Source organism: Proteiniborus sp. (assembly GCF_040308045.1).
Taxonomy (GTDB): Bacteria; Bacillota; Clostridia; order Tissierellales; family Proteiniboraceae; genus Proteiniborus.
In genome coordinates this window covers 1-25,606 of the sequence record NZ_JAWRHZ010000014.1, presented here as the reverse complement: position 1 = coordinate 25,606, position 25,606 = coordinate 1, and the positions used below count along the sequence as shown (strand labels likewise).

The following is a 25,606-nucleotide window of genomic DNA, read 5'->3' as shown; positions in this document are numbered from 1 at the left end:
TATTTAAAAATAATAATTTTTTAGGTAAATAAGCGAAAAACAATCAAGAATAAATTTTTATAAAAATAAAAGCCTTGATTTAATCAAGGCTTATGTTCAGAAAAATTTATCTTCCAAGACTTCTTATATTTTCAACTGGATATTGTTTTGTTATATTCCTGCTAGGCAAATAATATATAAGTACTGTTAATATAAAGAATACTATACATATGCCAACATGCGCTACCCATGGATATAACCATAGCCTGTAGGCAAATATATCCTTTATATGGTCTCCAATTGTCATAGTTATTCCTTCTGTAGCTCCTATAGAGGTAATGAATAATACAATTACTAATAATATATTTACAACTAGAACAGATATGAACCCATTAATTATCCCTACCTGTAAATAATGTCTAGAAAATTGAGCATTTGTCACTCCAAAAGACTGCAATATCCCTATTCTGTTTCTATCTTGTTCCATCTTTGACACCATTGTATTGTAAAGAATAATAAATGCTATGGCTGCTGCTGTAAGCCCTAATAGTCCAATAATTAGAGCATTATTAAAAGCTTCTTGGTATAGCTTAGAATTACTCTCCTTATAATTATATACAGTATATCCATTATTATTAGCATAGGCTAATAATTTTGAATTTAGTATTACATCTTGTTCTTTAGTATCAGTGTTTATATACCAAAGAGTACGTCCATACTTAGTTGGATATAATGCATTTACAGCAGACTTTCTTTCTTCTAAAGTATTTGGGTACAATCCAAATCTGGAGCTAGGATAAACAGACTCCATACCGTTTATTGAACTAACAACTATATAAGGTGCTGTACTATCCGAAAATGGCCACATTCCCTCTTTTGGGAAATAATGTATAACCCCTCCAACTTTAACTTCTTTTGTGGTATGGCTCACTACATAACTATCTCCAACTATCTTTTCATCATCGGAGGACAAATAGATTATATCTCCAGGTTTAATATCTTCCTGTACGTCATAATATTTGCTATATCTACTATTATAGGTAATCTTATAAGTATCACTTCTATCAAATAGCCACCTCATTCTATTACCTTCATTTGTTGCAAATATAACTTCATCATCACTAAAGCGTTTTTTATTAATATTAGCATCTCTTGAAAGATACATTGGAACCAATAGAATAATCTCTTTACCCTTTGAAAATCTTTCTTTGTTTACTGCTCCCTTAGTGACGCTTAGACTAAATCGAGAAAACAATTCACTATCTGGGTCAATGCCATAGGTTCTAGTGTAAAATGCATTTTTTATCCACTCAGGCTCATTTTCAAGGTCCTTATTATAACTGCTAAAGTGACCAGCTAAAAGACGCTGTGGTAGTAGCTGTTCGTATGTTCTCAATAGTATGTTTTCTTCTATGCCATCATACCATAGGAAAGTCTGTTTCCCTACCTTATATACCTCAGTAGATTTAATTCCATCGATTTCTTTTAAATTTTCTTCTACAGCTTTAATACCTCTGCTTGTATCTCCATAATAAGTTTCAAGAGCATAGTCTGGTCTCTTATTGTATAATACTGTGGTTTTGTAGTTGTCAAAAGAAAGATAACACAGAAGAATTGTTGAAAGTATAATAGTAATTGTAATGAAAGATATACCAAAGGAAATAAATGTTTTACCCTTGTTTAATTTAAAATATCTCCAATTAATATATCCGAAAGTTTGACGTCTTATTTTTCCTTTATTATTACTTTTGTGCTTAATCTTCTTATGTTTAGGGGGTTTTGACATAGTACCTACTAAAGGTATCCTAATTGCAAATATCATAGGTATGGACATACCAATAAATAATGCTAAACAACATGCTAATATACCAAGAACAAGTAGCTTTGGAATTATATAAAATTGAAGATTTCTTCCACCAAATATATTCATTCCATATATAATAATAACTGCTAATCCAAATCCTCCAGGTATACCAATCAATAGACCAGTACGCAGAAGATATAACCCTTCAAATAAAATAATTTTAATAATCTGTCCATTAGTAGCACCAATTGATTTTAGTAACACTATTTTTCTAGCTCTTCTCTTCATCTGTGTTAAAAATATTTGGAATATAGCTAGTGCTGTTGCTATAAATATAATTGCAATTATAGTCAATGTAAGTACATATTCAGTTGAAAGAGAATCACTTGGATAAGAAAATCTATTCCTTCGGAAATTATCAGTATTTATCTCCATCTTATTCTCTGAGCTTCCCTTTCCCTCTAAGTAGTCTTCTCTCCAATCTTCTAATTTCCTACTAACGCCCCAGTTCTCAGCTCTTTCAAATGCTGCATCTATTTCTTCATCTGTGTCGCCAAATAAATATCTGCCAGACCACTCATCTATTTCTACATTTGGTTCTTCATTTTCCAAGGCTTCTTCTCTATTTGGATATTTGATTGCTAATTTGGAATAAAGATTTTCCTTAGAAGAATTAGAATGTAGAAATATATTGTAACTCATTTCATAGTCTGAAAAATCTCCTATTGTAGTATTATAAAAAGCTTCTGTAAAAGCCTTTGCTCCTTCTTCAGTTATAAAAGCATTGGCAGCCTTGTGTCCACCCAAGTCCCACTTATCAGTATAGGTTTGTAATATACCAGTTATAATAAACTCCTTCTTAAGAATTATCTTTTGACTTCTTAAGAGTCCCTTTTTTCTAATTATTTCTGGGCTCATTTCATCTCCCATAAAATAATAATACAAGTAATCATTACTTCCTACAACTGTCACATCTCCTATTTGCTCAAAGGGAGTTTCATGATGTCGATGATGTTGAACGGCATTACCAAAATAATAGTTAGAGTATAATTTTCTTAGTTCATCTTCTGCTTCTTTTTCATCAGTAGGTAATTCACCAATATATTTCTCATAGTTTCCAATTAACCAATCTAACTCTAAAAGGTTTACTTCTTCTATTTCTTTATCAAACTTATCAGTAAACTCTTTGTTAAGAATCTTTATATAATCTTTCATACTGCCATCTACCGTTTGAATAGAAATGGCAACCTGTACTTTTTGCCCTACTTCAAGGTCAAGATTCATATTGCTCATTTGGTTAAGCTCCAGCATTATTTCATTAGGAGCTTTAGGATAACTACCTTTATAAAGTGAGAATCTTCCCATATCTATTAAGTCTTGATTAAAAGTTCCTACAACTCCACAGTTGTTCGATTCACCAATAATTAAGCTGACTCCCGTTTTATCTACTTCCTGTTCTTTTCTTAATCTATTTAAAATCTCTTCATCTCCATTAAGATATGCTGCATGCCACTGTCCATACAAATCCGAGCGTTGTTCTAATTTGGTTTTATCAATACTTGCCTCAAAAATAGTTGATGTCACAATAAAAATAAATGCTAATGTAATAACTAATTTTAATAAAAAAGTATCCTTCTTTCTACCCTTAAGCCCTGTTTTAGCAATATCCTTAATTTTCATATGCTCCCCCTTCATTTGCAGTTATCAAGTGAGTTTTCATATACTATCACAGACTTGTGAAAACTCACTTTCTATGCTATTTTGTCATTCCGAACGCAGTGAAGAATCTGCATTTAAAGCTATTTAAGTTCCATTCGCTTCGCTCAGATGACAGCCTTTACACAGTATCTCATCCCCTATGCATGTTGATAATCTTCTGCATCTACTATAGAAGAGATTCTTCCATCTGCAATAGTGATGATTCTATCTGCTTCAGCAGCTATTTCTAGGTCATGGGTGACTAGTATAATAGTCTGATTAAATTTCCTAGCGGATTCCTTTATAAGTTTAAGAACCTCTTGCCCTGTTTTTTCATCTAGGTTCCCAGTAGGCTCATCTGCAAGGACTATTGCAGGTTTAGAAACTAAAGCACGGGCAATAGCAACACGTTGCCTTTCTCCACCTGAAAGCTCATCAGGATAATATGAAAGTTTTCCCTCAATATCTAAGGAATTTATTACTTCGTTAAAATGGTCCATGTCTGGATCTTTTCCATCTAGATGTATAGGCATTAGGATATTTTCCATAACCGTATGCTCCTGCAAAAGGTTAAAAGCTTGAAATACAAAGCCTATTCTTCTACGACGTAATACAGCTAGCTCTGCATCCTTCAAATCAAATACACTTTTCCCCTCTAAGTACAGCTTGCCTCCAGTTGGTTTATCTAGACCTCCAAGTAAATGCAAGAGGGTTGATTTCCCAGAGCCACTTTTCCCTATAATTGCATAAAATATTCCTTCTTCGATTTCTAGATTAGAAGGCTTTAAAGCATGGACCTTTAGTTCACCTTTGCCATAAGTCTTTTCAATATTGTCTGCTTTAAGTATAGTTCCCATATTGTCTCCCCTATTCTCTATATAATATATTATTCCAACTTACAAACATAATTCGATTTTGGTTAATAGTGGAATAACAGTTGATTATCTATTGCTATTCTATATAATTTACATAATACCTTCTATATTTCGCAAAATTCATAATTAAGTTTTAATTATTCAATTGTATTTCCTAGTTCTAAGAAATATTTTTTCTTCATCTATAATGTTTCTATTGCTTCTTATAGATAAAATTAATCCAAGACATGCAGCATTTAATGTAGTGGCAACATAGTTTCCTGTGAAGAAAGGTAGAAATCCAGGTGGAAAGCTGAAAAAGCCTAGATTAGACAGTATATATGTAATTACTTCAACACATATAGTTGCTGAACAAGCAAAGGAAATAACTTTTCCAAACTCATGCTTAGACTTGTATGTATTTACTACTAAGAAAATAACTAACAGCAAAAGTAGCTCTATTACTATAATGCCTGCCAACAGTCCATAGTTCCCTATTATATATGTAATAATAAAATGCTCCATTGCTTGAAAGTTAAAATTAATATCAAAGGAGCCTTTCCCTATAAACTTAGAGCCTTGTAAAATGGAAGTTATATGTTCTCCTTTAATATTTAAACCATAAGCTTTGTTAGTCCAATTTCCAAGACTAGTAGGATTCATTAGATAATCTTTAATTGTAAAAAACATAAAGTATATAAAAGGTGCCCATATAAGTGGCAAACCTATTCTCTTCTTTAAAGATATCCAGTTCCTATGAAGCATGTACATAAGCGTTGCTGCCATAATAAGACACACTGGTGTTAACATGCCTTTTTCATCAAAAAACATTCCATATGATAATACAAATCCATAGTATAAGATAATTGGTTTGATTTTATTGTCATTTTTAAACTGAATAGTTACTAGGAAAACTATAAATGCTAACATGTATAAATAGGCATTTTGAACACTGCTAAAACCAACGACTCTAATTAAAACTGAAGCTAATAGTATAACTGCAAACAATCCTCTCAATCCATAGCTTTGTGGAAAATTAAGAAGAATTAATCTTGTCCATCCACTTTCCATGCCGTCAAAAATACTTTTACTAGTGTTCTCCTTGCTATGTTCTCTATGTACAGGATCTGTGTAATTGCTTTTTTCATTATTTTCGTCGGGATTTTTTAATAGAGATAATATAGGAAAAATAATAATCAGTGCAAACCATATGCTATACTCGAAAAGCTTAAATATAAAAGGTAAAGCTATTAGCAAAATAGCACCTACAAAAGCCTCTGATTTATATTTTAGCAAGAAAGTATAGTCAACATAATAAAAGAAAACAAACACTAAAATACTAGCTAGTCCATTTGTTATAGTAGTGTAAGCTGCCCTATTAGGAAAAGCTATGTACTGGACTATGATTCCTAAAACAATAATAGCTATTGAAGTTATTAATAGACGCCACTCAGGTTTATGCTTATGAATCTCATTCAACCTCTGTCCTGTACTTTGAGGATCTCCCATGTCTCTTACACTTTTAAGCTCCGCTTCTAAGGGTTCCATTCCTTGATCTATATAATCTTCCTTAAGCTCAGTTAAGTGGCTATACAATTCTCTATTAATAGAAGAACGAATTCTCCTGTTCTTAATCTCTTTACATACTAAGTCTATATATTCATCAATTTTCATAGGCTTGTTCCCCCAGTATGCTTGTAATCATTTCAACATAACTTTTCCACTCTGACTTTTTTTCTTTTAAAACCTTACCCCCTTGGTTCGTAATGCGATAATACTTTCTCATTCTACCATTGTCTGCTTTTTTCTCATAAGATTCAATAAGCCCTCCATCCTCCATTCCATGTAATATTGGATAAAGAGTGCCGGCCTTTAACTTAAAATACTCATTACTCAAAAGCTCTATCTTTTCCATCATTTCATATCCATACAAATCACCTGATTTGAGTAAGTTTAATATTAACATACTAATATCCTTTTCCTGTTGCATAAAATCACCTCCATATATTTGAGTTCTACATATATATAAATTCTATATATGTATTTATTATATATACGTAGGTATAATTTGTCAATAAAAAACTAGAAAATAAAGCTAAACTTCTTCCTTTAATGAAAATCTGATAAGAAGAAAACACAAGGGATCTTTGACAATAAATTTTACTTGTACTCCTCTATTTCAATCCCAATTTATCACCTAAAACAATATTATATATAAATAAGGCCTAGGAGTGATTTTATGTACACTTATCCATATATGTTTTATATGCATAGCATCATGCAAACATACAGTATCACTATTAACAGAGCAGCTCGTACCTTGACTGTATTTAGAAACGGGCAGTGGTATAAATCATACCCTATAGCCATAGGTAAACCTTCTACTCCTACTCCAACAGGGACATTTACAATAGTAAATAGGGCAGTAAACCCAGGAGGACCCTTCGGTGCTAGATGGTTAGGGTTAAGTAAACCCCATTATGGAATTCATGGAACCAACAACCCTTCGTCTATCGGAAAGGCTGTCTCAAATGGCTGTGTTCGAATGTATAATAATGACGTTATTGAATTAGCAAATACAGTACCTATTGGAACAGTTGTTAGAATTGTGTGAGGGCGCAATTTATGCACCCAATAACCTATAAAAAAAGACTATAAACCTAATTATAGATCTATAGTCAGATGGTTATTATAAAAATTAATACTAACTTATTGATAGTTCAATCCCTGTTCTTAATACCTCTTCAACAAATCCCAATCGTTCCTCATACTCCTGTTTTGTGAAAGAAATTGGCTGTAAATCCACTCCTCTATACTTTCTAGCTCTCTTTAATAAATATTTGATACTTTCTACACGTTCCATATATTTAAAAGAGTCAGAAAATATAGCTAAGTCGATATCGCTATCTACATTATAATTGCCTTTAGCATACGAACCAAATATAATAGCCTTATCTATTTTGATTTCAGAGCTTAGATCTTTCAAATAGTCTTCAACTATATTTCTAATGTTCTCAGGGATTTTAGCCATGAAATTACCTCCTTAGATTTATTTAGCACTTCACTGGCCTTTTCCTTTGTTATAGATTCTGATAATTTTTCTTTATATGAAGGATATCTTTCTGAAATGTAGTATGCTAATAACTCATCAAAAAAAGAAAAATAATTTTCTGCTACTGTCTTTTCCTTTTCCTCAAACCTATCTATATCAAAAGTCCTATCGAAAACGCTCCATATGTTATGAGTTCTTGGAGGCTCTTCTCCTTTATGCAATACAAGTAGTCCCTTTGTGAGTTTCTCAACTGCTTGTTGACACATAAATACAACATATAAGTATCTACCTGATAATAACATTGCTTCAGCTGTACCCAAATCATAATCTGCTATATCTTCCCAATAACTATATTTTTCTTTGTTATCCAATCTAATCACCTTCTTATAAAATCATTGTCATTATTTACTATTATAACATATTTAATCATTCAATAATACTGAGCTGATTTTGAAAGTTTAGATTCAAAAAGAACGGTCGTATTGCATCACTTTGGTCTTGTGGTAACGTAAAATACCGTACTTAATATTATAATTCCGCCTAAAAAAACCAATTAAAGCGATAATTATCGCTTCAATTGGCTTTCACTTTTTGATTAAATTAACCGTTTCCCACTATACCCTTAATTATTTACTCTCTTATGATGCATTGGGGATGGTTCTTTTTGCATCAAATTATATTCCCATCATGCACCCATTTACACTACTAAAAAAGACTATAAACTTAATTATTAGAATGCATAAGGTATGGTTCTTTTTTTTGCTTCTAATTGCGCTTCTTTGATATATTATGAACAGTTCCCCTAGTTATTTCTAATAATTCTGAATTTCTTCTATGTGATAAATAGCTCTTTTTTAGAAGTTCTGTAATAATGCCTTCTAAGAGACCATTGTTTTTACTTAATTCTTTAATATCTTTCATCCCAAATTTTTCGATATATTTATTGATAATCATCTTTGCTCTTTCTTCACGTTCTTGCTCCAAATCTTCACTAATCTCTAAAAATTCACTGGTTTCTTCTTCTAAGTGAAACTTCTTGAACTGTTCTAATGAGTTTGAAAAAAGGCCTAGTACCATTTCACGTTCATCAAGACTTACTAATCCACTTTTCGCTTCCGTATATTCTTTGTAACTACTCCAGTGATAACTATCTACATTATGTGCTATTTTAGCCTTTACAGGATTGTTAGGTATGTATCGCAGGGCTCCTATTAAATATTCCTCTGTATCAATAACCTCACTTTTAAATCTATCCTGGAAAACATGTCCTATTCTTTTGTATTTTAAATTATATACTCCTGCAAATTTTATATTTATCCATTTAAGGGCATCAATCATTGCTTTTAATTCTGAATGAATTAATAAATGTATGTGGTTGTCCATTATGCAATATGTAGCTATTGAAATAGTTTCTTTTTCTATTTGATAGCGCAGTTGTTCGATAAAATACTGTTTTTCTGCTGTTCTTTCAAATATCATTTCCTTATTGTTACCTCTCATCATTACATGATAGTAACCTGTCTAGCTTTCTTTTATAGCTTTTCTTGGCATGTTCTCACCTCAAGACAATTTTGTCATGTTTTGGAATAATTTCAATATAAATGCAAAAAGAACCGTCCCCAATGCATCCCCAATGCATAAAACAAAAAAGTTAAAAAGCCAGTCAAGGCGACATTAATCGCTTTGACTGGCCTTCATTTATGACTAGATTAACTCTTTCTCTTTAAGAAACTCAATAAATTGATTTCTTAGATTATTTGTATTTGCTTTTTCTATGAATAGTTCTTCGTCTGATACTGTTTGTAGTTTTGCTTTTTTATCTTCGAAGTTAAATCCTTCTGTGTAAAGTACATTGCTGCCATTTACAGGCCAGAAGGTTGTGCTGTTACCTTCGATATTTGCTTTGAAGTATTCTCTTCTTACTGTAATTAACTCTGCAAATATTTCTTTTGGGCTAGTGTAGTCTAGGTTAGTTCCTAGTACTCTTGCAAGCTCTACTATTACCCTCCAGTTTTCGTATCCACTCATTGGGATTATAGCTTTGTTTATTCTCTGAATTCTTCTTTCTGAGCTTGTAAATGTTCCTTCTGATTCTGCAAAGCTTACTGCTGGTATAACTACGTCTGCCGCCTTAGCTGTTTCTGTTAGGTGAGTGTCTTGTACCATTAGGAAGTCTAGTTTCTTTAGGTCTACCTGTGGTATATCTTCACCAAATACCAATAATCCTTTTATAGTTCCGTTTTCTATTGCTTTTGCTATTTCATTTGAATCTTTATCTATACCCATGTCAACTAAGCCTTGGCTGTTGTTGTTTAACTTAAGCTGGATAATTCCGTTTCTTGGACTTCCTATATGTCCAGAGATAACAGCTATGTTTGCAAGCATCTTTGCACCAGTTGAGCTTAGGGTATTTTGCTCAAATACTATCATAGCCTTTTTGGATTTTCCGTATAGTTCAGCTATTTCTACTGCTGCTTCACTAGGAGTTATTCCTTCTAAGTCTGCTTTTAGCTCCTCAAATCCTATTGCCTTGCTTTCTGATGGTGAGAATCCTTTTTCAATAAGAGCCTTTGCAATCTCTTTTAAGAATTTCACATTGTTTTCTGGACTATATTTTCTATATGCCCACTCATCAGCTTGTGATTCAAATGGATTTACTACTAATAGCTTAGCTCCATTTTGTGTAGCTTTCTTAATCTTAAGTCCAACTATTGTATGATGTTGCATGATATCTGAACCAACTAAAAGTATTGTCTCTGTTGACAATAGTTCATCAAATGTATTTGATGATGCATCATATCCTAGTACGTCTTTGATGCCATGGCTAACTCTGTTAAAGCTAGTGATATTATTTGTTTTTAATACTTCTTTACCAAACTTAGATGCTAAATACACTTCTTCATTTGTATATCTATCTGAAACTGAAACTGCAATAGAATTGCTTCCGTGTAGCATTGCAAGACTTTGAGCCTTTTTAGCTGTATAAAGGAATGCTTCTTCCCATGATACTTCTTCAAGCTTGCCATCTTTTTTAACCATTGGTTTAACAAGTCTAGTACCTTTTTGCGCTATATCAAATCCAAAGCGTCCTTTTACGCATAGAAGTCCATTGTCTACTTTACTTTCTTTTGTAGGTATGGCTCTAGTTAGCATATCTCCCTTTGTGTTTAGTTTGATATTACATCCAACACTACACCCCGAACAAATAGTATGTGTTACTTTTGGCTCTACCGGTACTGATTTCTCTATACCTAATCTTTCACCAAGGGCTCCTGTTGGACATACACTTATACATTGTCCACAGGATATACATCCTGTAGTGTTAAGAGGTAAATCAAGAGCTGGCTTTACTATAGTGTCAAATCCTCTGTTAATAAGACCTAATGCTGTAACTCCCATTACTTCATCACATACTCTTACGCAAAGTCCACAAAGTATACACTTATCAGGATTTCTCATGATAAATGGATGAGTATCTTTTTCTTGGCGTTTATGTGATTCTCCACTTAGTCTTTCAGGCTGTACGTCATATTCATTTGCATAATGGATTAATTTACATTCAAACACATCGTGGCATCCACATTCCAGACATCTCTTTGCATCTCTTTTAGCTGCTTCTTCGTCGAAACCAAGATTAACTTCATTAAAGTTATCTTTTCTTTCTACTGGAGAAAGATGTGGCATAGGTGATCTATATTGTTTCTCTCTATCTTTAAAGTCTTCAGAAGTTAAATCATGTCTCTCAACATAATATGGTTTCTTATAAGGAATTGTCTCTCCTTCAAGATAGCTTGATATTACTCCTGCAGCTCTCTTAGCATCTCCTATAGCAGCTATAGCAATGCTTGGACCTTTGTTTGTAGCATCTCCACCTGCAAATACTCCTGGTAGATTTGTTAAGAAAGAATTTTCGTCTGCAATTATAGTACCTTTCTTAGTTAGTTCAACACCTTCAAGTCCACTAGCATCTACATATTGTCCTATAGCACCTATTACAGTATCTACTTCTATGATTTCTTCTTCACCTTCTATTGGAATAGGTCTTCTTCTTCCACTGTTATCAGGCTCTCCAAGCTTCATCTTTTGAAGTCTAATTTTAGTTACTTTCCCATTTTCGCCTACGATTTCTATTGGGCTTACTAAGAATTTAAACACTACTCCTTCTTCTTCTGCCTCTTTGATTTCAATTTCTTCTGCTGGCATTTCTTCTTTTGTTCTACGGTATATATTATAAACTTCCTTTGCCCCAAGTCTTACTGCAGTTCTACAGGCGTCCATTGCTGTATTTCCTCCACCTACTACAGCAACTCTTTCTCCTAGTAGAACTGGTTCATTTGTTACAACCTTAGCTAAAAAGTCTATTCCTCCAATTGACCCCTCTAGTTCTTCTCCTGGGCAATTTAGTTTAGTACTTTTCCAAGCTCCTATAGATACAAATACTGCATCGTATTTTTCTCTAATATGATCAAAAGTTATATCTTTGCCTACTTTTATATTTGTAAGCATCTTTACTCCCATTTGTTCAATAAGTTGAATTTCCTTATCTAATACTTCCTTTGGAAGACGATATTGAGGAATTCCATATCTAAGCATACCACCAAGCTTTGGCATTGCTTCGTATATAGTTACATCATGACCATCTGCTGCTAAATAATAGGCTGCTGAAAGTCCTCCAGGACCTCCTCCTATGATTCCAACTTTTTTGCCAGTTGCAGGCTTCATTTCTGGCATATAGGATTCTTTATCATTTAAATCAATATCAGCAACAAAAGATTTTAAGTTTGCTATTGATATAGGTTCTTCAACTAATTGTCTTCTACAAGCATCCTCACAAGGATGTGGACATACTCTACCTATACTAGCAGGTAGTGGAAGTTGCTCTTTAATAAGCTTTAATGCTTCCTTAAATTGTCCATTTGCTATAAGTCCCACATATCCCTGACAATCAGTATTTCCTGGACAAGCAAGCATACATGGTGCCTTACAGTCTCCTACGTGATCTGAAAGTAGAAGCTCTAATGCAATTTTTCTTGAAGCCTTTACTTTTTCAGTTTTTGTCTTTACAACCATTCCATTACTTGCTTCTGTAGCACAAGCTCTTAAAAGCTTAGGAATCCCTTCAACCTCAACTACACAAAGTCCACAGGCTCCATAAGTTTTTGTTCTCTCATCATGACATAAGGTAGGTATTTCTATGTCATTTGCTCTTGCAACTTCAAGAATTGTTTGTCCTTTACGTCCGATTACTTCTTTTCCATTTATATTAAGTCTAATTTCTGACATTAGTTTTCCTCCTTTCTACTCTACTTCTACTGCACCAAAACGGCAAACATCTTTACATTTACCGCATTTAATGCATATTTCAGTATCAATTTTATGTGCTTTCTTAACTTCGCCACTTATTGCCCCTACTGGACAGTTTCTCTTACATAATCCGCATCCAATACATTTATCTTCTTGTATAGAGTAGGTTATAAGATTCTTACATTGCTTAGCAGGACATTTCTTTTCGTAAATATGCTTTTCATACTCTTCTCTAAAATATCTTATTGTACTAAGAACTGGATTTGGAGCTGTTTGGCCAAGACCACAAAGCGAACCTGCTTTTATTTGTTCTCCTAATTCTTCAAGAAGTTCAATATCTCCGTCTTTTCCTTCTCCTTCACAAATTCTAGTCAATATTTCAAGCATTCTCTTTGTACCTATTCTACAGTGAATACATTTTCCACATGATTCTTTACGAGTAAAGTCAAGGAAAAATCTAGCCATATCTACCATACAAGTAGTTTCATCCATTACAACCATACCACCAGAACCCATTATGGCTCCTGTTTTGTTTATTGAATCATAGTCAACTGGAGTATCTAGCAGATGCTCAGGTATACAACCTCCTGAAGGTCCTCCCATTTGTACGGCTTTTATAGTCTTGCCGTCTCTAATACCGCCACCGATTCCAAAAATTATTTCTCTAATAGGAGTACCCATTGGAACTTCTACTAATCCGCCTTTGTTTATCTTCCCTGTAAGTGCAAATACTTTTGTCCCTTTGCTCTTTTCAGTTCCTATTTCTGCAAAAGCTGCTCCACCATTAGCTAGAATCCATGGTACATTGGCGTATGTTTCAACGTTATTTATATTAGTTGGCTTGTCCCAATAACCTTTTTGAGCAGGGAAAGGTGGTTTTAGTCTTGGCATTCCTCTTTCTCCCTCGAGTGATGCAATAAGTGCTGTTTCTTCACCACAAACAAATGCTCCTGCTCCTGCCTTTATTCTTAAATGAAAATCAAATTTATCTAAGCCAAGAATATTCTTTCCTAAATATCCTCTTTTTTCCGCTTCATCCATAGCTTCTTGAAGTCTAATAATAGCTAAAGGATATTCAGCTCTTACATATACAACACCTTCATTTGCTCCTATAGCATATCCAGCTATTATCATACCTTCAATTAAACTATGTGGGTCCCCTTCAAGTACACTTCTGTCCATAAATGCTCCTGGGTCACCTTCGTCTGCATTACATACTATATATTTCGGGGTATCTTTACTTCCTAATGCTGCATTCCATTTAAACCATGTAGGGAATCCAGCCCCTCCCCTTCCTCTAAGTCCAGAGATTTTGATTTCTTCAATTATTTTTTCTGGATCTAATTCCTTTAAACACCTTTCTAATCCTTTATATCCACCACTACCAATGTATTCGTCTATACATTCAGGATTTATAATCCCACAGTTTCTAAGAGCAATTCTTCTTTGACTGTCTAGACCATTTTTATCATTTTCGCTTATTACATAATCATTAATTTTATTATTTCCTTGGATATGTTTATCTATTATCTCGGAAGCCATTTCTGGTGTTACCTTAACATAAGTAGTCTTATTGCCTTCATCGTCTATAACATCTACAATAGGCTCAAGATAACATGTTCCAATACATCCTGTTAATGTAAGCTCAACATTTGAATCTACATTTTTAAGCTCATTCTCTAATGCAGTATAGACTTTATTAGCTCCTGCAGCTATACCACAGCTACCTTGTCCGACAACTATCTTCATGCCTAGGCCTCCTTACTCTCATTTTTTTTGATTTCTCTTAATATGTCTTTTGCTTTTTGTGGTGTTAATTTTCCATATGTTTCTCCATTAATCATCATAACTGGAGATAAGCTACAACATCCGAGACATGCAACATTATTGAAGGTAAAAAGATTATCTTCTGTTGTTTCTCCTTCATGTATACCAAGCTCTTCATATATAGCTTCTTCTATAGCTTTTGAACCATTAACATGGCATGCTGTTCCCTGACATAGCATTATTAAATACTTTCCTACAGGATTTAATCTAAACTGAGTATAAAACGTAACTACTCCATGAACCTTTGCTGGCTTTACTCCTGTTTCCTTTGCTATATGATTAAGCACTTCTACAGGAAGATAGCCATAAATATCTTGTGCTTTTTGTAGTATACTAATTAAACTTCCTCTTGTACCCTTGTACTTCTCAAGTGTAGGTTTTAGCTTGTCCAAATCAAAAGTGGAGTTATTAGATACTTCATTATTATTTTTCTCTTTACAGCATTGCATATTTTACACTCCTCTCAGCTAAATTTGTTAATAATTTCTTATGTTAATAATTTAAAAAATTTGTTAAAACCAGACTACGTTTCCTTAAAAATTATTTTTTGGGTTTTCTTAGTCATAAATAACCAAGCGATTTCCCTACTTTTGCAAATTTTTTTGCCATAATAAACACATAATATAATACCACGGTTTACTATTTTAGTAAAGAAACCCTTAAAAAATTCTGTTAACTTTTTTGCCATCTTTGTTATAGTATTTACTTTATTCGTTGGATTTTAGCTCTTTCTTTTTTTCTTTTTTCATTAAATGCAGTTAATTATTTGTCGTTTATTTATACTAAATATATAAATTTGTTAACAATTACGACATAAAACTATTTTTTTCGGAAAAATTCTTAGTATTTATTAACATTGACTTTCATATAGTATTTTCCCGTATCATTATAGTTAAAAAATCTTCAATTAAATTTGCAAAGATTCATATAGAAGACCTTGATGTATTCTACCTTTAGTGCCACACTCCAATTTTCCTGAATTTTTCATATCTTCTATTTATTAATTCTTTAATATTCATATTCACAAGAACCTGAAGCTTGTTTTGTAAATATTCTTTAATATTATCTGAAACACGATCTATATTCTTGTGCGCCCCTTCTAATGGTTCTTTAATAATATCATCTATAATATTTAATGATAATAAATCCTGTGAGGTTAGTTTCATAATATCAGCTGCCTTTTGATAAAGAGCTGCATCCTTCCACAATATGCTTGAAAGACCTTCAGGAGATATTACTGAATAAATAGAGTTTTCTAGCATACATACTCTATCACCAACTCCAAGGGCCAAGGCCCCTCCGCTTCCTCCTTCTCCTATGACTATTGCTATAATTGGAGTTTTTAATCTGCTCATTTCTATAAGATTTTGTGCTATTGCTTCTCCCTGTCCTCTTTTCTCTGCCTCTAGACCACAGTAGGCTCCCGGTGTATCTATAAAAGTTATAATAGGTCTTTTGAACTTCTCTGCTTGTTTCATAAGCCTCAATGCTTTTCTATATCCTTCTGGATGCGGCATTCCGAAATTTCTTTTAATATTTTCTTTTGTATCTTTCCCTTTTTGATGACCTATTACTGTTACTGGGATACCATTAAACTTTCCTATTCCTCCTACTATTGCACTGTCATCTCCATAAAATCTATCTCCATGCAGCTCTACAAAATCTTCTATTAGTCTCTCAATATAATCTAAAGAAGTAGGTCTTCCCTGTAGTCGTGCAATCTTTACTTTCTGCCACGGAGTCAGGCTTTCATAATTTTGCTTTTTTATTTTTTCAAGCTTATTTACTAATATGTCTATTTCATGAGACAAGTCTACATTATTCTCCTGTGCAAAGTTCTTTAATTCATTGATTTTATTATCAAGCTCATTAATTGGTTTTTCAAAATCTAATGCCTTATGCATTGAATTCACCACCTGATGCGTGAATATTTAATAATATAGATAATGTATTTCTCATATCTTTTCTATGAACAATTTTATCTATAAATCCTTTTTCCAGCAAAAATTCTGCTCTTTGAAACCCTTCTGGCAGCTTTTGTCTAATGGTCTGCTCAATAACTCTAGGACCTGCAAATCCAATTAAAGCTCCTGGCTCTGAAATAATAATATCACCTTGCATTGCGAAGCTAGCAGTAACTCCTCCAGTTGTGGGGTCTGTTAACACTGAAATATATAATAATCCTTCTTCAGATAATTTTCCCAGAGCTGCAGATGTCTTAGCCATTTGCATCAATGACAAAATTCCCTCCTGCATTCTGGCTCCTCCAGATGCAGAGAATATAATGACAGGAAGTCTTTTTTCGGTTGCTTTTTCCACTGCTCTTGTAATCTTTTCTCCAACTACTGAGCCCATACTCCCCATCATGAAATTAGGCTCCATTACACATATAATGCAGCTTTCTCCCATTATCCTTCCTTCGCCTGTGATGACAGCTTCATTTTGTCCTGTCTTTTGCACTGCACTATTAGTCTTTTCAGCATATTCCGGAAAGTTTAAAGGATTAGCTGATTTCAGATCTACATCATATTCTATAAATGTATTTTCATCTATTAGTTCATTAATTCTATCTCTAGCACCTATTCTAGGATACTCATTGTCCTCTATCCTCATATCTAGGCTTTGCTTTAAATCCTCAGTTTTTATATGCTTTTTTTCGTTATTATCATCCTTATACAATGTTATTGATGCATATTTCTTTTTATGAAATAAGTCCTTAAGCATTTATTTTTCTCCTTTTACTACAACTATTTATTAAATATTTCTCTCTCTATGAATGAAGTATCTATCTTATTTGCCAAAAAACTTTCATTATTCAATATTTCTTTTTGAAATTCAATATTAGTATTTACTCCGGTAACTACCATTTCATCTAATGCTCTCTTCATCCTATTTATAGCTTCATTTCTATCCTTTCCCCATACAATAAGCTTCCCAATCATGGAATCATAAGTAGGGGGAATTGGATAGCCGCTATAAACATGACTATCCAATCTAACACAATATCCTCCAGGAGTAAAATATCCTTCTATCTGGCCTGGAGAAGGTCTGAAGTTTTCTTTGGGGTCTTCTGCATTTATCCTGCATTCAATTGCATGACCATTTATCTTTACTTCTTCTTGAGTAATATCTAGCTTTTCACCATATCCAATTTTTATCTGCTCTTTTATTAAGTCTATTCCAGTTATAAGCTCTGTTATTGTATGCTCTACCTGTATTCTTGTATTCATCTCTATAAAGTAAAAGTTATTATACTTATCTAATAAAAATTCTATAGTTCCAGCACTTACGTAGTTTACTGCTCTCGCTGCTCTTAGTGCAATTTCTCCCATTTTGTTTCTTAGTTCTTCATTAATATTTACACATGGAGCCTCTTCTAGTACCTTTTGGTTTCTTCTTTGAAGAGAACAATCTCTTTCGCCAAGGTGAATTATATTACCATAGGAATCTGCCAGTATTTGAAATTCAATATGCCTAGGCTCTTCTATGAATTTTTCCACATACATAGAGTCATCATTAAATGCTGTGGAGGCTTCGGATTTAGCCATGTTGAATTTTTCTATAAACTCTTCTTCACCTCGGACAATCCTCATCCCTCTACCTCCTCCTCCGCTTGCAGCTTTAATCATAACCGGAAACCCAACCTCTTTGGCTATCTTAAAGGCTTCTAAAGGTTCATTAGTAGAGTTTTCAGAGCCTGGAACTACAGGTACTCCTGCTTCTATCATAGTTTTTCTAGCTTCAGATTTATTTCCCATTTTCTCAATATGTTCTTTATTAGGTCCAATAAATTTAATACCATTTGATTGGCATGCATCTACTAGCATAGGATTCTCTGAAAGGAATCCATACCCAGGATGTATAGCTTCGCATTTTGTAACCAAGGCTGCACTTATTATATTATCAATATTTAAATAGCTTTTCTTTGATGGTGCAGGACCTATGCAAATTGCCTCATCTGCCATGTGTACATGAACTGAGTCCCTATCTATTTCTGAATATACTGCTACTGTCTTTATCCCCATTTCCTTACATGCCCTAATAATCCTAACTGCTATCTCACCCCTATTAGCAATGAGTATCTTACTAAACATTTTACTCATGCCTCCTGATTTTCAATATAGGCTGTCCGTATTCAACAATATCTTCATTGTCTGCATATATTTCAATAACCTCTCCCGCAGCTTCACATTCTATTTCATTCATTATTTTCATGGCTTCAATAATACATAGAGTTTGGCCTTTTTCTACACTATCTCCAACTTTTACAAATGGAGGTGCATCAGGACTAGAGCCTTTATAAAATGTACCTACTATAGGTGACTTTATAATATAAGTATTCTCTACATTATCTAAGGACTTACTATGCTTCTTATTGTCAATGTTATTATCTTTTAACTCCGTAGTATTTGATGGGCTTCTGTCACTTTGTATATTAGTAACTTCTGTATCCCCTAAATCATTTTTTACCCAGCTCTTACTTTCACCTTTGGTTATTTTAATCTTTACATCGCTTTTCTCTATCTCAACTTTTTCAATACTTGTCATATCCATTATAATAATCAAATCTTTGATGTCTTTTATATCCACTAGTATCTCACTCCTTAAACTTATATCTCAAATTAGTATCTGGTGCTAATACTTAATATTATAACATAATCATAGCTATTGATGCAATTATTAAGGGTTTGGTATAAGTTGGTAAGATATATATGGGATTTTTATTCGATATAAATATGCATGATTTTGAGTACAAAAAAAGCTTCTTGTATGTATAAGAAGCCTTTTTAAAACTAATTATAGTAATTCTTTTATATTTTTTATTTCAATCAATGTCTTTATTTTCTCTAAAGAAATCTCTCCAAATGGTGACCTACCTTCTCTTACTGCTGTGCCAAAGTGATAATCAGTCGCCTTTGTTTTTTCCCTGATATGTGTTATGTTTTGATGATTAAGCCCTCCTCCTAGGAGTACGTTTATATGACCTGCATTTGACATCATATCTCTTATGACTTCAATATTATTTTCTATATTTCCCTTTCCTCCAGATGTGAGTACATTCACAATTTGAGGATATTTTCTTAAAATCTTTATTCCACTAACAGGATCGAATAATTCATCTATTGCTCTATGAAAAGTTACGTCTATTGCATCACATACTGAAAGAAGCTCAGATAAAGATTCTTCACAGATTTCGTTTTTTTCATTTATTACTCCTAGCACTACTCCATTTGCTTTTAAGTCTTTGGCTATAAAAATATCTTCTTTCATTAACTGAATTTCTTCTTGTGTATAAATAAAGGATTTAGCATGTGGCCTTATCATTACATTGACTGGCATATTTACTGCTTGAACTACATTCTTAATCAATGAATAACTTGGTGTAAGTCCTCCCTCTGTCAGTGCACTTACTAGTTCAATTCTACTGCATCCTGATTTTTCAATCCTTTTTGCATCCTCAATGGTTGTTGCAATTATCTCAATCATACTTATCCCCCTTGTAAACATAGCCTTACTATCCTAGAGCTTAGAGCAAAATATTCCCTATAATAAGATATACGCCAATAGTTTATTTATGATTATATATTAAGCTAGATGATATATGGTTTTATCCCCATCCTTGTTAGCTACGTATACTCTTGGCTCTTCTTCATCTGTTGCTACAGCAAATGAAAACTCGACATTTGTGCCTACTCCCCATTCTCCGTTTTTATTCATGCAAACTATAGAAATGGCACCTGCTTTACCTCTTCTTTTTTCTAGCTTTTTGCTAAACTCATAAACTACTTTTTCAGCTGCCTGTTGTGGATGTAAACCTTCTTCCATCAATCTTACTACTTCATATGATAAACAGCCCTTCATTATGTCTTCTCCAAGTCCTGTAGCTACAGCACCTCCTACCTGACTATCTGCATAATAACCTGAACCAGGAAGTGGTGAGTCCCCTACTCTTCCTTTCTTTTTCATGAACAATCCACTTGTAGATGTTCCTGATACTAGATTCTCATATTTATCAATACATACCATTCCAACTGTATCATGTCCATCGTAAGGACTTAAGCTTTTATCTTTCATTTCTTGTATTCTTTTTTCCCAGGCTTTTCGTGATTCTTCTGTAAGCATATTCTTACTTTCAAATCCGCTTTTGTGTGCGTATTCTTCTGCTCCAGTACCTACAAGAAAAATGTTAAATCTTTCTTCACTAAGGTTTTTTGCAATAGATATAGGGTTCTTAAAATCTTTAATTCCACCTAATGCTCCTACAGAAAGAGTGTTTCCATCCATAAACCCAGCATCTAGCTCAACCTCACATTTTTCATTTGGTAATCCACCATATCCTACAGATGTATAAAGTGGGTTGTTCTCTACCATTTTTATAGCTTCTTCCATAGAATCAGCCGCATTTAATCCATTTTCAAGCATTTTTGAAGCATGTCTTACGCCCTCTAAGGCCATCTCCCAAGTTGCAATAATTCCCCATCTCATGATTATCAACTCCTCTATAATTCTCAATTATCAGTACTTACCATCTAATATTATTATCCCACAAAGCAGTTTTTTGTCCATAAAAAAATCCTACCTCCATGTTAGAGATAGGAGATCCTTCACTAACGCTCAGATGACAAAAGAGGACTTTTTCAGTGTCCTCTTTTTAATTTCATTTATTATTTTCTATTTAAAATCAGGTTTAGAGCTATACCTACTATTGCCGCAAAGCTTAATCCTGTAATTTTAACCGTTTCATTTATTGGTATTCCTATAGATACTCCAAATTTTTTCTCTATGATTCCACTTCCAAGACCTAAGATTAATATAACACCCATAACTACTATGTTTCTTATATTAAACTCTACCTTGCTATTTTTTATGGTTTTAACACCTATTAATGAAATCATGCTAAATAGCATTAAGCTGATACCACCCATTACTGCAGTTGGTATTGTAGTTAGTACTGCACCTACTTTTGATACAAGTCCTAATGCTATGGCAAAGATTGCTGTTAACCTTAATATTGATGGGTCATAATTTTTAGTTAAGGCAAGTACACCTGTATTTTCTCCATAGGTTGTATTAGCTGGTCCTCCAATTAACGCCGCTGCCATTGTTGCCAATCCATCTCCTAAAAGTGTTCTATTTAGACCTGGATCCTCTATAAAGTTTTTTCCAACAACTTGTCCATTAGTTGTTATGTCTCCTAGATGTTCCATAAAAACTGCTAGAACTACTGGAGCGATTATTGCTATAGCACCTATATCAAACTTTGGAAGCCTAAAGGCTGGTAATGCTACTAGTGAAGCATCCTTCACTACATCTACATTTACAATTCCAAGCTTCATAGATACTAGATATCCTGCAATTACTGCTATTAGAATAGATAGCTGCTTGATAAATCCCTTGCTTTTAAAGTTTATTAATAATGCTATTCCTAGGGTTACAGCTGCTATTGCCATGTTTTCTGATGCCATTCCAAAGGCTGTTGGTATTAAGTTTAGTCCTATTACCATTATCATAGGCCCAACTACTTGAGGCGAAAGAACTTTTTGTATTTTTTCTACCCCTATTTTCTTTACAAGGAAAGAGAGTACTACGTAAATCAATCCTGCTACAACTATCCCACCTTGAGCATACGCCAAATCTCCATTATATAATTCTTTCACTGTTAGTATTAACGGTATAAATGCGAAAGATGAGCCTAGAAAAACTGGAACCTTCCCTTTAGTACAAAGATGGAATATCAGGGTACCAAGTCCTGCTGAAAATAATGCCACTGATGGATCAAACCCTGTTAATATCGGAACTAATACAGTTGCTCCAAACATTGCTATTAAATGCTGCATAGCTAAAATAGCTTTTTTTGAATTTGCTAATAAGCTAGTCTCTACTTTAGTGTACTTTTTGTTTTTCATTACATTTTCAACCATGAAAAAACCTCCTCTTTTAGTTTGTGGGAGAGTTTTTCTCCCTTTTTCAGCCTCACAGTGCTGATTTAAAAGGCACGCTTTAATTGTAATTAAGGTTAGGTCATAAAAAAACTTCTTGCAAAGCGCAAGAAGTTATATGCATATTAAATATATACCATTCCATATCACAATCTTGCCAGCCTCTCTGGGCTGATTTAAAGATTTATTCTTTAATTTTGTTCTTAGATATTATACCAGCTATTAAAAACACATTCAACAGGAATTTAATGGATAATACTTTGCTTAAATTCCTAATAATTTTGTAGCTGTGGTGAAGTATATTATAAGTGCAAATGCGTCTACTATTGTTGTAATTAATGGGCTAGCCATAATAGCTGGGTCTAGCTTGAATTTTTTAGCTGCAATAGGAAGTATTCCTCCTACAACTTTTGCTATTATAACAGTAAAAAACAAGCTTATGCAAATAGCTAATGATATATAAAAATCCGTTTTTTCTACGAAATAAATCCTCAAAAAATTGATAATTGCTAGTACAGTCCCTACAACTATACTTACTCTTAACTCTTTCCAAACAACTTTCATTATATCTTTTAATTCAATTTCACCTAAAGCCAAGCCACGTATAATTAAAGTCGATGATTGTGAGCCAGCATTTCCACCTGTATCCATTAGCATAGGAATAAATGCAGCTAATACCACTACTGACGAAAGCACATCTTCAAATCTTTTAATAATATTTCCAGTAAAAGTAGCTGAAATCATAAGGACTAAAAGCCATATTACTCTATGTTTAGCTAAAGAAAATACACCTGTTTTTAAATATTCCTCTTCTGATGGTGCCATAGCAGCCATCTTTTGAAAGTCTTCTGTATTTTCTTGCTCTATAATATCTACTATATCATCAATTGTAATAATACCCACAAGTCTATTTTCATTGTCTACAACTGGCATAGAGATAAAATCATATTTTCTAAATGTATCTGCTACATATTCTTGATCTTCAAGAGTATGAACATATATTACATTTTCATCCATTATATCTTTAATGATAGTATCTTCATCGTTTAAAATTAGCTGCCTTATAGAAATAACACCTTCAAGTCTTCTGTTTTTATCCATAACATAGCATGTGTTTATAGTTTCCTTGTCTATACCAGTTTTCTTAATATGCTCTAATGCTTCCTTAACTGTCATTTTCTTTTTCAAGTCCACATACTCTATGGTCATAATACTTCCTGCTGAGTTCTCAGGATATTTCAAAAACTGATTTATCAGTGCTCTAGTATTCTCATCAGCATTTTTGAGTACCTTTTTTACTACATTTGCAGGAAGTTCTTCCAAAAAATCTATCGTATCATCTAAAAATAGTTCATCTATAATAGTTTTTATTTCTTTATCGGTAATGGACTCAATAATATATCTTTGCTGTTCAGATGACAAATAAGAAAATACATTTGCAGATATATCCTTAGGTAAGATTCGGAAAATAATGAGCATTTTTTCCTGGCTTGTTTCATCTAAAAGCTGTGCTATATCTACTACATTCATATCTTTTAATTCATTTCTTGCTTGCATGAGTTTGTTTTCTCTAATCAGATCTAATACCTTTTCCATATTTTCTTCCTCCTTCTACGGTAGAGGAAACCTTCAAAAGTGACAAAATGGTATATCCCTCTACCTTATTATTCATTTTTCCTAAAAAACTATTCCCGTACGGATCGGAATCCACCATTTATCACCTCTTTATTTATTATTTTGACTAGCAGAGATATTTTTATATCACTCCACTAAAAGCTCTGTAATTATTATTTCTGGTCTATTAAAAATGCGCTGAGGTACTATACTATTGCCTAGTCCTCTACTTATTATCATAATGGTGTCTTTAATTTTATGCAAACCAGATGTGTATTTAGGGAAGAATCCTTGATTAGGTACTATTAGTCCTCCTAAAAAGGGAATCCTTACCTGACCTCCATGAGCATGCCCACTAAATACCAAATCGAAGCCAAATTCTGCATACGCTTTTATTTTTTCAGGCCTATGTGATAGTAGTATTTTAAAGCTATTCTTATCTAAGTCTTTTGTGGTTTCTCTTAAGTATTCTTTTATAACTACTGGCTCTACATATCTTATTCCAGTATAAGGATCATCTACACCTGCAATCACTATACCTTGACCATTGATATCTATCTTTTCCCAACTATTTCTCAAAACCCTTACACCTGTTTCTATAAGCTTTTTTTCTAAGACTTTAAACTTCCCTGAGCGTAATTCATGATTACCAGTTACATAATATACAGGAGCTACTTTAACTGCTTCTTCAACAAATTGTATTGCTATATATTCATTATATCGCCTACTATCTATTAAGTCACCTGTAATTATAATAATATTAGGATTTTCTTCTTTTATTTGATTTACTAAATATTGTTGTTTTTTCCCAAAGGACTTATTGTGTAAATCTGATATGTGTACTATTTTAAATCCGTCAAAATTTTTAGGTAGTCTTTGAGAATATATTTTAAATCTAGTCTTTGAAATCCAGTTGTTTTGAGAATAAAAAAAAGCTGTAATAATTATGAGGATTATAATTATAACTCCCAAGGATTTGATATTTATTGTGTTTCTATAAGCGGATATAACCATCACTCCCCTCAATGGAAGTTCAAACTTCATTAGGTACACTTGTTATAATATCACAACAGTAGATTAAAAAACCAGAAAAAATATTAGCTATATGCATTATTGTTTTTCTATCATAAACTATTTTAAGCAAATTAAAGAGCTGTCTCACTCTAGAAATTATTTTCTATCTAGTTTGAGACAGCTCTTTTTAATGTGTTTTTAACTACCAAAGAACATCAAAAGTGCTCCTGCCGCTACTGCTGAGCCTATAACTCCTGCAACGTTTGGCCCCATTGCATGCATTAGTAGGAAGTTTGATGGGTTTTCTTGTTGTCCTACTTTTTGTACTATTCTTGCTGCCATTGGTACTGCTGATACTCCTGCTGCTCCTATTAGTGGATTTACTTTACCACCTGATAGCTTGTACATTATCTTACCAAATATTAAACCTGTTGCTGTTCCTATGGAGAATGCTATTAATCCTAATGCTATTATTTTTAATGTTCCTATGTTCCAGAACTGTTCTGCTGTTGCTGTGGCT

Annotated in this window: 22 protein-coding genes; 1 reads left to right on the top strand and 21 read right to left on the bottom strand. The window is 33.2% G+C overall.

Annotation, left to right across the window (positions count from 1 at the left end; genetic code table 11):
• Positions 1–106 precede the first annotated feature (106 nt).
• The 4 genes from ABV008_RS02300 to ABV008_RS02285 all read right to left on the bottom strand — a co-directional run bounded on the left by ABV008_RS02300 (position 107) and on the right by ABV008_RS02285 (position 6,325).
• Positions 107–3,463 (bottom strand): ABC transporter permease, encoded by a 3,357-nt coding sequence (locus ABV008_RS02300; RefSeq protein WP_352418197.1) that lies wholly within the window; start codon positions 3,461–3,463, stop codon positions 107–109.
• A gap of 176 nt (positions 3,464–3,639) precedes the next feature.
• Positions 3,640–4,338: an ABC transporter ATP-binding protein gene (locus ABV008_RS02295; protein WP_352418196.1), complete on the bottom strand. Its 699-nt coding sequence runs from the start codon at positions 4,336–4,338 to the stop codon at positions 3,640–3,642.
• 159 nt (positions 4,339–4,497) lie between these two features.
• Positions 4,498–6,009, bottom strand: a complete 1,512-nt coding sequence (locus ABV008_RS02290; protein ID WP_352418195.1) for a permease prefix domain 1-containing protein — start codon at positions 6,007–6,009, stop codon at positions 4,498–4,500.
• Positions 5,999–6,325 (bottom strand): PadR family transcriptional regulator, encoded by a 327-nt coding sequence (locus ABV008_RS02285; RefSeq protein ID WP_352418194.1) that lies wholly within the window; start codon positions 6,323–6,325, stop codon positions 5,999–6,001. The genes ABV008_RS02290 and ABV008_RS02285 overlap by 11 nt, the downstream gene beginning before the upstream one ends.
• A gap of 249 nt (positions 6,326–6,574) precedes the next feature.
• Between ABV008_RS02285 and ABV008_RS02280 the strand changes: the two genes are divergently transcribed.
• On the top strand, positions 6,575–6,949 hold the full coding sequence (locus tag ABV008_RS02280) for a L,D-transpeptidase (protein ID WP_352418193.1): 375 nt from the start codon (positions 6,575–6,577) through the stop codon (positions 6,947–6,949).
• Between the two features lie 90 nt (positions 6,950–7,039).
• Here ABV008_RS02280 and ABV008_RS02275 read toward each other — a convergent pair whose 3' ends face one another.
• The 17 genes from ABV008_RS02275 to ABV008_RS02195 all read right to left on the bottom strand — a co-directional run.
• The gene (locus tag ABV008_RS02275; protein WP_352418192.1) at positions 7,040–7,366 is read right to left on the bottom strand and encodes a nucleotidyltransferase domain-containing protein; all 327 of its coding nucleotides are present in this window, start codon (positions 7,364–7,366) and stop codon (positions 7,040–7,042) included.
• Entirely contained in the window at positions 7,333–7,758 is a 426-nt protein-coding gene (locus ABV008_RS02270; RefSeq protein ID WP_352418191.1) for a HEPN domain-containing protein, read from the bottom strand. Before ABV008_RS02270 ends, ABV008_RS02275 begins: the two co-directional genes overlap by 34 nt.
• A gap of 394 nt (positions 7,759–8,152) precedes the next feature.
• Positions 8,153–8,890, bottom strand: coding sequence for a transposase (locus tag ABV008_RS02265; protein WP_352418190.1), 738 nt, complete (start codon positions 8,888–8,890; stop codon positions 8,153–8,155).
• A gap of 201 nt (positions 8,891–9,091) precedes the next feature.
• The gene (locus ABV008_RS02260) at positions 9,092–12,670 is read right to left on the bottom strand and encodes a molybdopterin-dependent oxidoreductase (RefSeq protein WP_352418189.1); all 3,579 of its coding nucleotides are present in this window, start codon (positions 12,668–12,670) and stop codon (positions 9,092–9,094) included.
• Between the two features lie 15 nt (positions 12,671–12,685).
• Positions 12,686–14,440, bottom strand: a complete 1,755-nt coding sequence (locus ABV008_RS02255) for an NADH-ubiquinone oxidoreductase-F iron-sulfur binding region domain-containing protein (protein WP_352418188.1) — start codon at positions 14,438–14,440, stop codon at positions 12,686–12,688.
• A gap of 2 nt (positions 14,441–14,442) precedes the next feature.
• Positions 14,443–14,967, bottom strand: a complete 525-nt coding sequence (gene nuoE, locus ABV008_RS02250; protein WP_352418187.1) for an NADH-quinone oxidoreductase subunit NuoE — start codon at positions 14,965–14,967, stop codon at positions 14,443–14,445.
• A 504-nt stretch (positions 14,968–15,471) separates the two neighbouring features.
• Positions 15,472–16,422: an acetyl-CoA carboxylase carboxyltransferase subunit alpha gene (locus ABV008_RS02245; protein WP_352418186.1), complete on the bottom strand. Its 951-nt coding sequence runs from the start codon at positions 16,420–16,422 to the stop codon at positions 15,472–15,474.
• Positions 16,415–17,242 carry an acetyl-CoA carboxylase, carboxyltransferase subunit beta gene (gene accD / locus ABV008_RS02240; protein ID WP_352418185.1) on the bottom strand — a complete coding sequence of 276 codons (828 nt, stop codon included), beginning with the start codon at positions 17,240–17,242 and terminating at the stop codon, positions 16,415–16,417. The genes ABV008_RS02245 and accD overlap by 8 nt, the downstream gene beginning before the upstream one ends.
• Before the next feature lie 23 nt (positions 17,243–17,265).
• Positions 17,266–18,612 carry an acetyl-CoA carboxylase biotin carboxylase subunit gene (locus ABV008_RS02235; protein ID WP_352418184.1) on the bottom strand — a complete coding sequence of 449 codons (1,347 nt, stop codon included), beginning with the start codon at positions 18,610–18,612 and terminating at the stop codon, positions 17,266–17,268.
• Between the two features lies 1 nt (position 18,613).
• A complete protein-coding gene (gene accB / locus ABV008_RS02230) occupies positions 18,614–19,108 on the bottom strand; it encodes an acetyl-CoA carboxylase biotin carboxyl carrier protein (RefSeq protein WP_352418183.1) in 495 nt (164 codons plus the stop codon).
• Between the two features lie 207 nt (positions 19,109–19,315).
• Entirely contained in the window at positions 19,316–20,005 is a 690-nt protein-coding gene (locus ABV008_RS02225) for a copper homeostasis protein CutC (protein ID WP_352418182.1), read from the bottom strand.
• Positions 20,006–20,104: 99 nt separating this feature from the next.
• On the bottom strand, positions 20,105–21,004 hold the full coding sequence (locus tag ABV008_RS02220) for a glycosylasparaginase (protein WP_352418181.1): 900 nt from the start codon (positions 21,002–21,004) through the stop codon (positions 20,105–20,107).
• Positions 21,005–21,183: 179 nt separating this feature from the next.
• A complete protein-coding gene (locus ABV008_RS02215) occupies positions 21,184–22,440 on the bottom strand; it encodes a uracil-xanthine permease family protein (RefSeq protein ID WP_502929734.1) in 1,257 nt (418 codons plus the stop codon).
• A 282-nt stretch (positions 22,441–22,722) separates the two neighbouring features.
• Positions 22,723–24,054 carry a magnesium transporter gene (mgtE, locus tag ABV008_RS02210; protein ID WP_352418180.1) on the bottom strand — a complete coding sequence of 444 codons (1,332 nt, stop codon included), beginning with the start codon at positions 24,052–24,054 and terminating at the stop codon, positions 22,723–22,725.
• Entirely contained in the window at positions 24,029–24,172 is a 144-nt protein-coding gene (locus ABV008_RS02205) for a hypothetical protein (RefSeq protein ID WP_352418179.1), read from the bottom strand. The genes mgtE and ABV008_RS02205 overlap by 26 nt, the downstream gene beginning before the upstream one ends.
• Positions 24,173–24,219: 47 nt before the next feature.
• Complete coding sequence (locus ABV008_RS02200; RefSeq protein WP_352418178.1) at positions 24,220–25,116, bottom strand: metallophosphoesterase; 897 nt, start codon at positions 25,114–25,116, stop codon at positions 24,220–24,222.
• Positions 25,117–25,284: 168 nt separating this feature from the next.
• Positions 25,285–25,606 (bottom strand): sodium ion-translocating decarboxylase subunit beta (locus ABV008_RS02195; protein WP_352418007.1); only part of this gene is annotated, 322 nt, incomplete at its 5' end.

Coding starts and splice junctions, on each gene's coding strand:
- ABV008_RS02215 (WP_502929734.1), bottom strand. CDS start 22,440: ATGGTTGAAAATGTAATGAAAAACAAAAAGTACACTAAAGTAGAGACT.
- ABV008_RS02200 (WP_352418178.1), bottom strand. CDS start 25,116: ATGAAGTTTGAACTTCCATTGAGGGGAGTGATGGTTATATCCGCTTAT.
- ABV008_RS02245 (WP_352418186.1), bottom strand. CDS start 16,422: ATGCATAAGGCATTAGATTTTGAAAAACCAATTAATGAGCTTGATAAT.
- ABV008_RS02275 (WP_352418192.1), bottom strand. CDS start 7,366: ATGGCTAAAATCCCTGAGAACATTAGAAATATAGTTGAAGACTATTTG.
- ABV008_RS02290 (WP_352418195.1), bottom strand. CDS start 6,009: ATGAAAATTGATGAATATATAGACTTAGTATGTAAAGAGATTAAGAAC.
- ABV008_RS02285 (WP_352418194.1), bottom strand. CDS start 6,325: ATGCAACAGGAAAAGGATATTAGTATGTTAATATTAAACTTACTCAAA.
- ABV008_RS02300 (WP_352418197.1), bottom strand. CDS start 3,463: ATGAAAATTAAGGATATTGCTAAAACAGGGCTTAAGGGTAGAAAGAAG.
- ABV008_RS02225 (WP_352418182.1), bottom strand. CDS start 20,005: ATGATTGAGATAATTGCAACAACCATTGAGGATGCAAAAAGGATTGAA.
- ABV008_RS02265 (WP_352418190.1), bottom strand. CDS start 8,890: ATGATGAGAGGTAACAATAAGGAAATGATATTTGAAAGAACAGCAGAA.
- mgtE (WP_352418180.1), bottom strand. CDS start 24,054: ATGGAAAAGGTATTAGATCTGATTAGAGAAAACAAACTCATGCAAGCA.
- ABV008_RS02235 (WP_352418184.1), bottom strand. CDS start 18,612: ATGTTTAGTAAGATACTCATTGCTAATAGGGGTGAGATAGCAGTTAGG.
- ABV008_RS02280 (WP_352418193.1), top strand. CDS start 6,575: ATGTACACTTATCCATATATGTTTTATATGCATAGCATCATGCAAACA.
- nuoE (WP_352418187.1), bottom strand. CDS start 14,967: ATGCAATGCTGTAAAGAGAAAAATAATAATGAAGTATCTAATAACTCC.
- accD (WP_352418185.1), bottom strand. CDS start 17,242: ATGCTTAAGGACTTATTTCATAAAAAGAAATATGCATCAATAACATTG.
- ABV008_RS02220 (WP_352418181.1), bottom strand. CDS start 21,004: ATGAGATGGGGAATTATTGCAACTTGGGAGATGGCCTTAGAGGGCGTA.
- ABV008_RS02260 (WP_352418189.1), bottom strand. CDS start 12,670: ATGTCAGAAATTAGACTTAATATAAATGGAAAAGAAGTAATCGGACGT.
- ABV008_RS02205 (WP_352418179.1), bottom strand. CDS start 24,172: ATGGTGGATTCCGATCCGTACGGGAATAGTTTTTTAGGAAAAATGAAT.
- ABV008_RS02255 (WP_352418188.1), bottom strand. CDS start 14,440: ATGAAGATAGTTGTCGGACAAGGTAGCTGTGGTATAGCTGCAGGAGCT.
- ABV008_RS02295 (WP_352418196.1), bottom strand. CDS start 4,338: ATGGGAACTATACTTAAAGCAGACAATATTGAAAAGACTTATGGCAAA.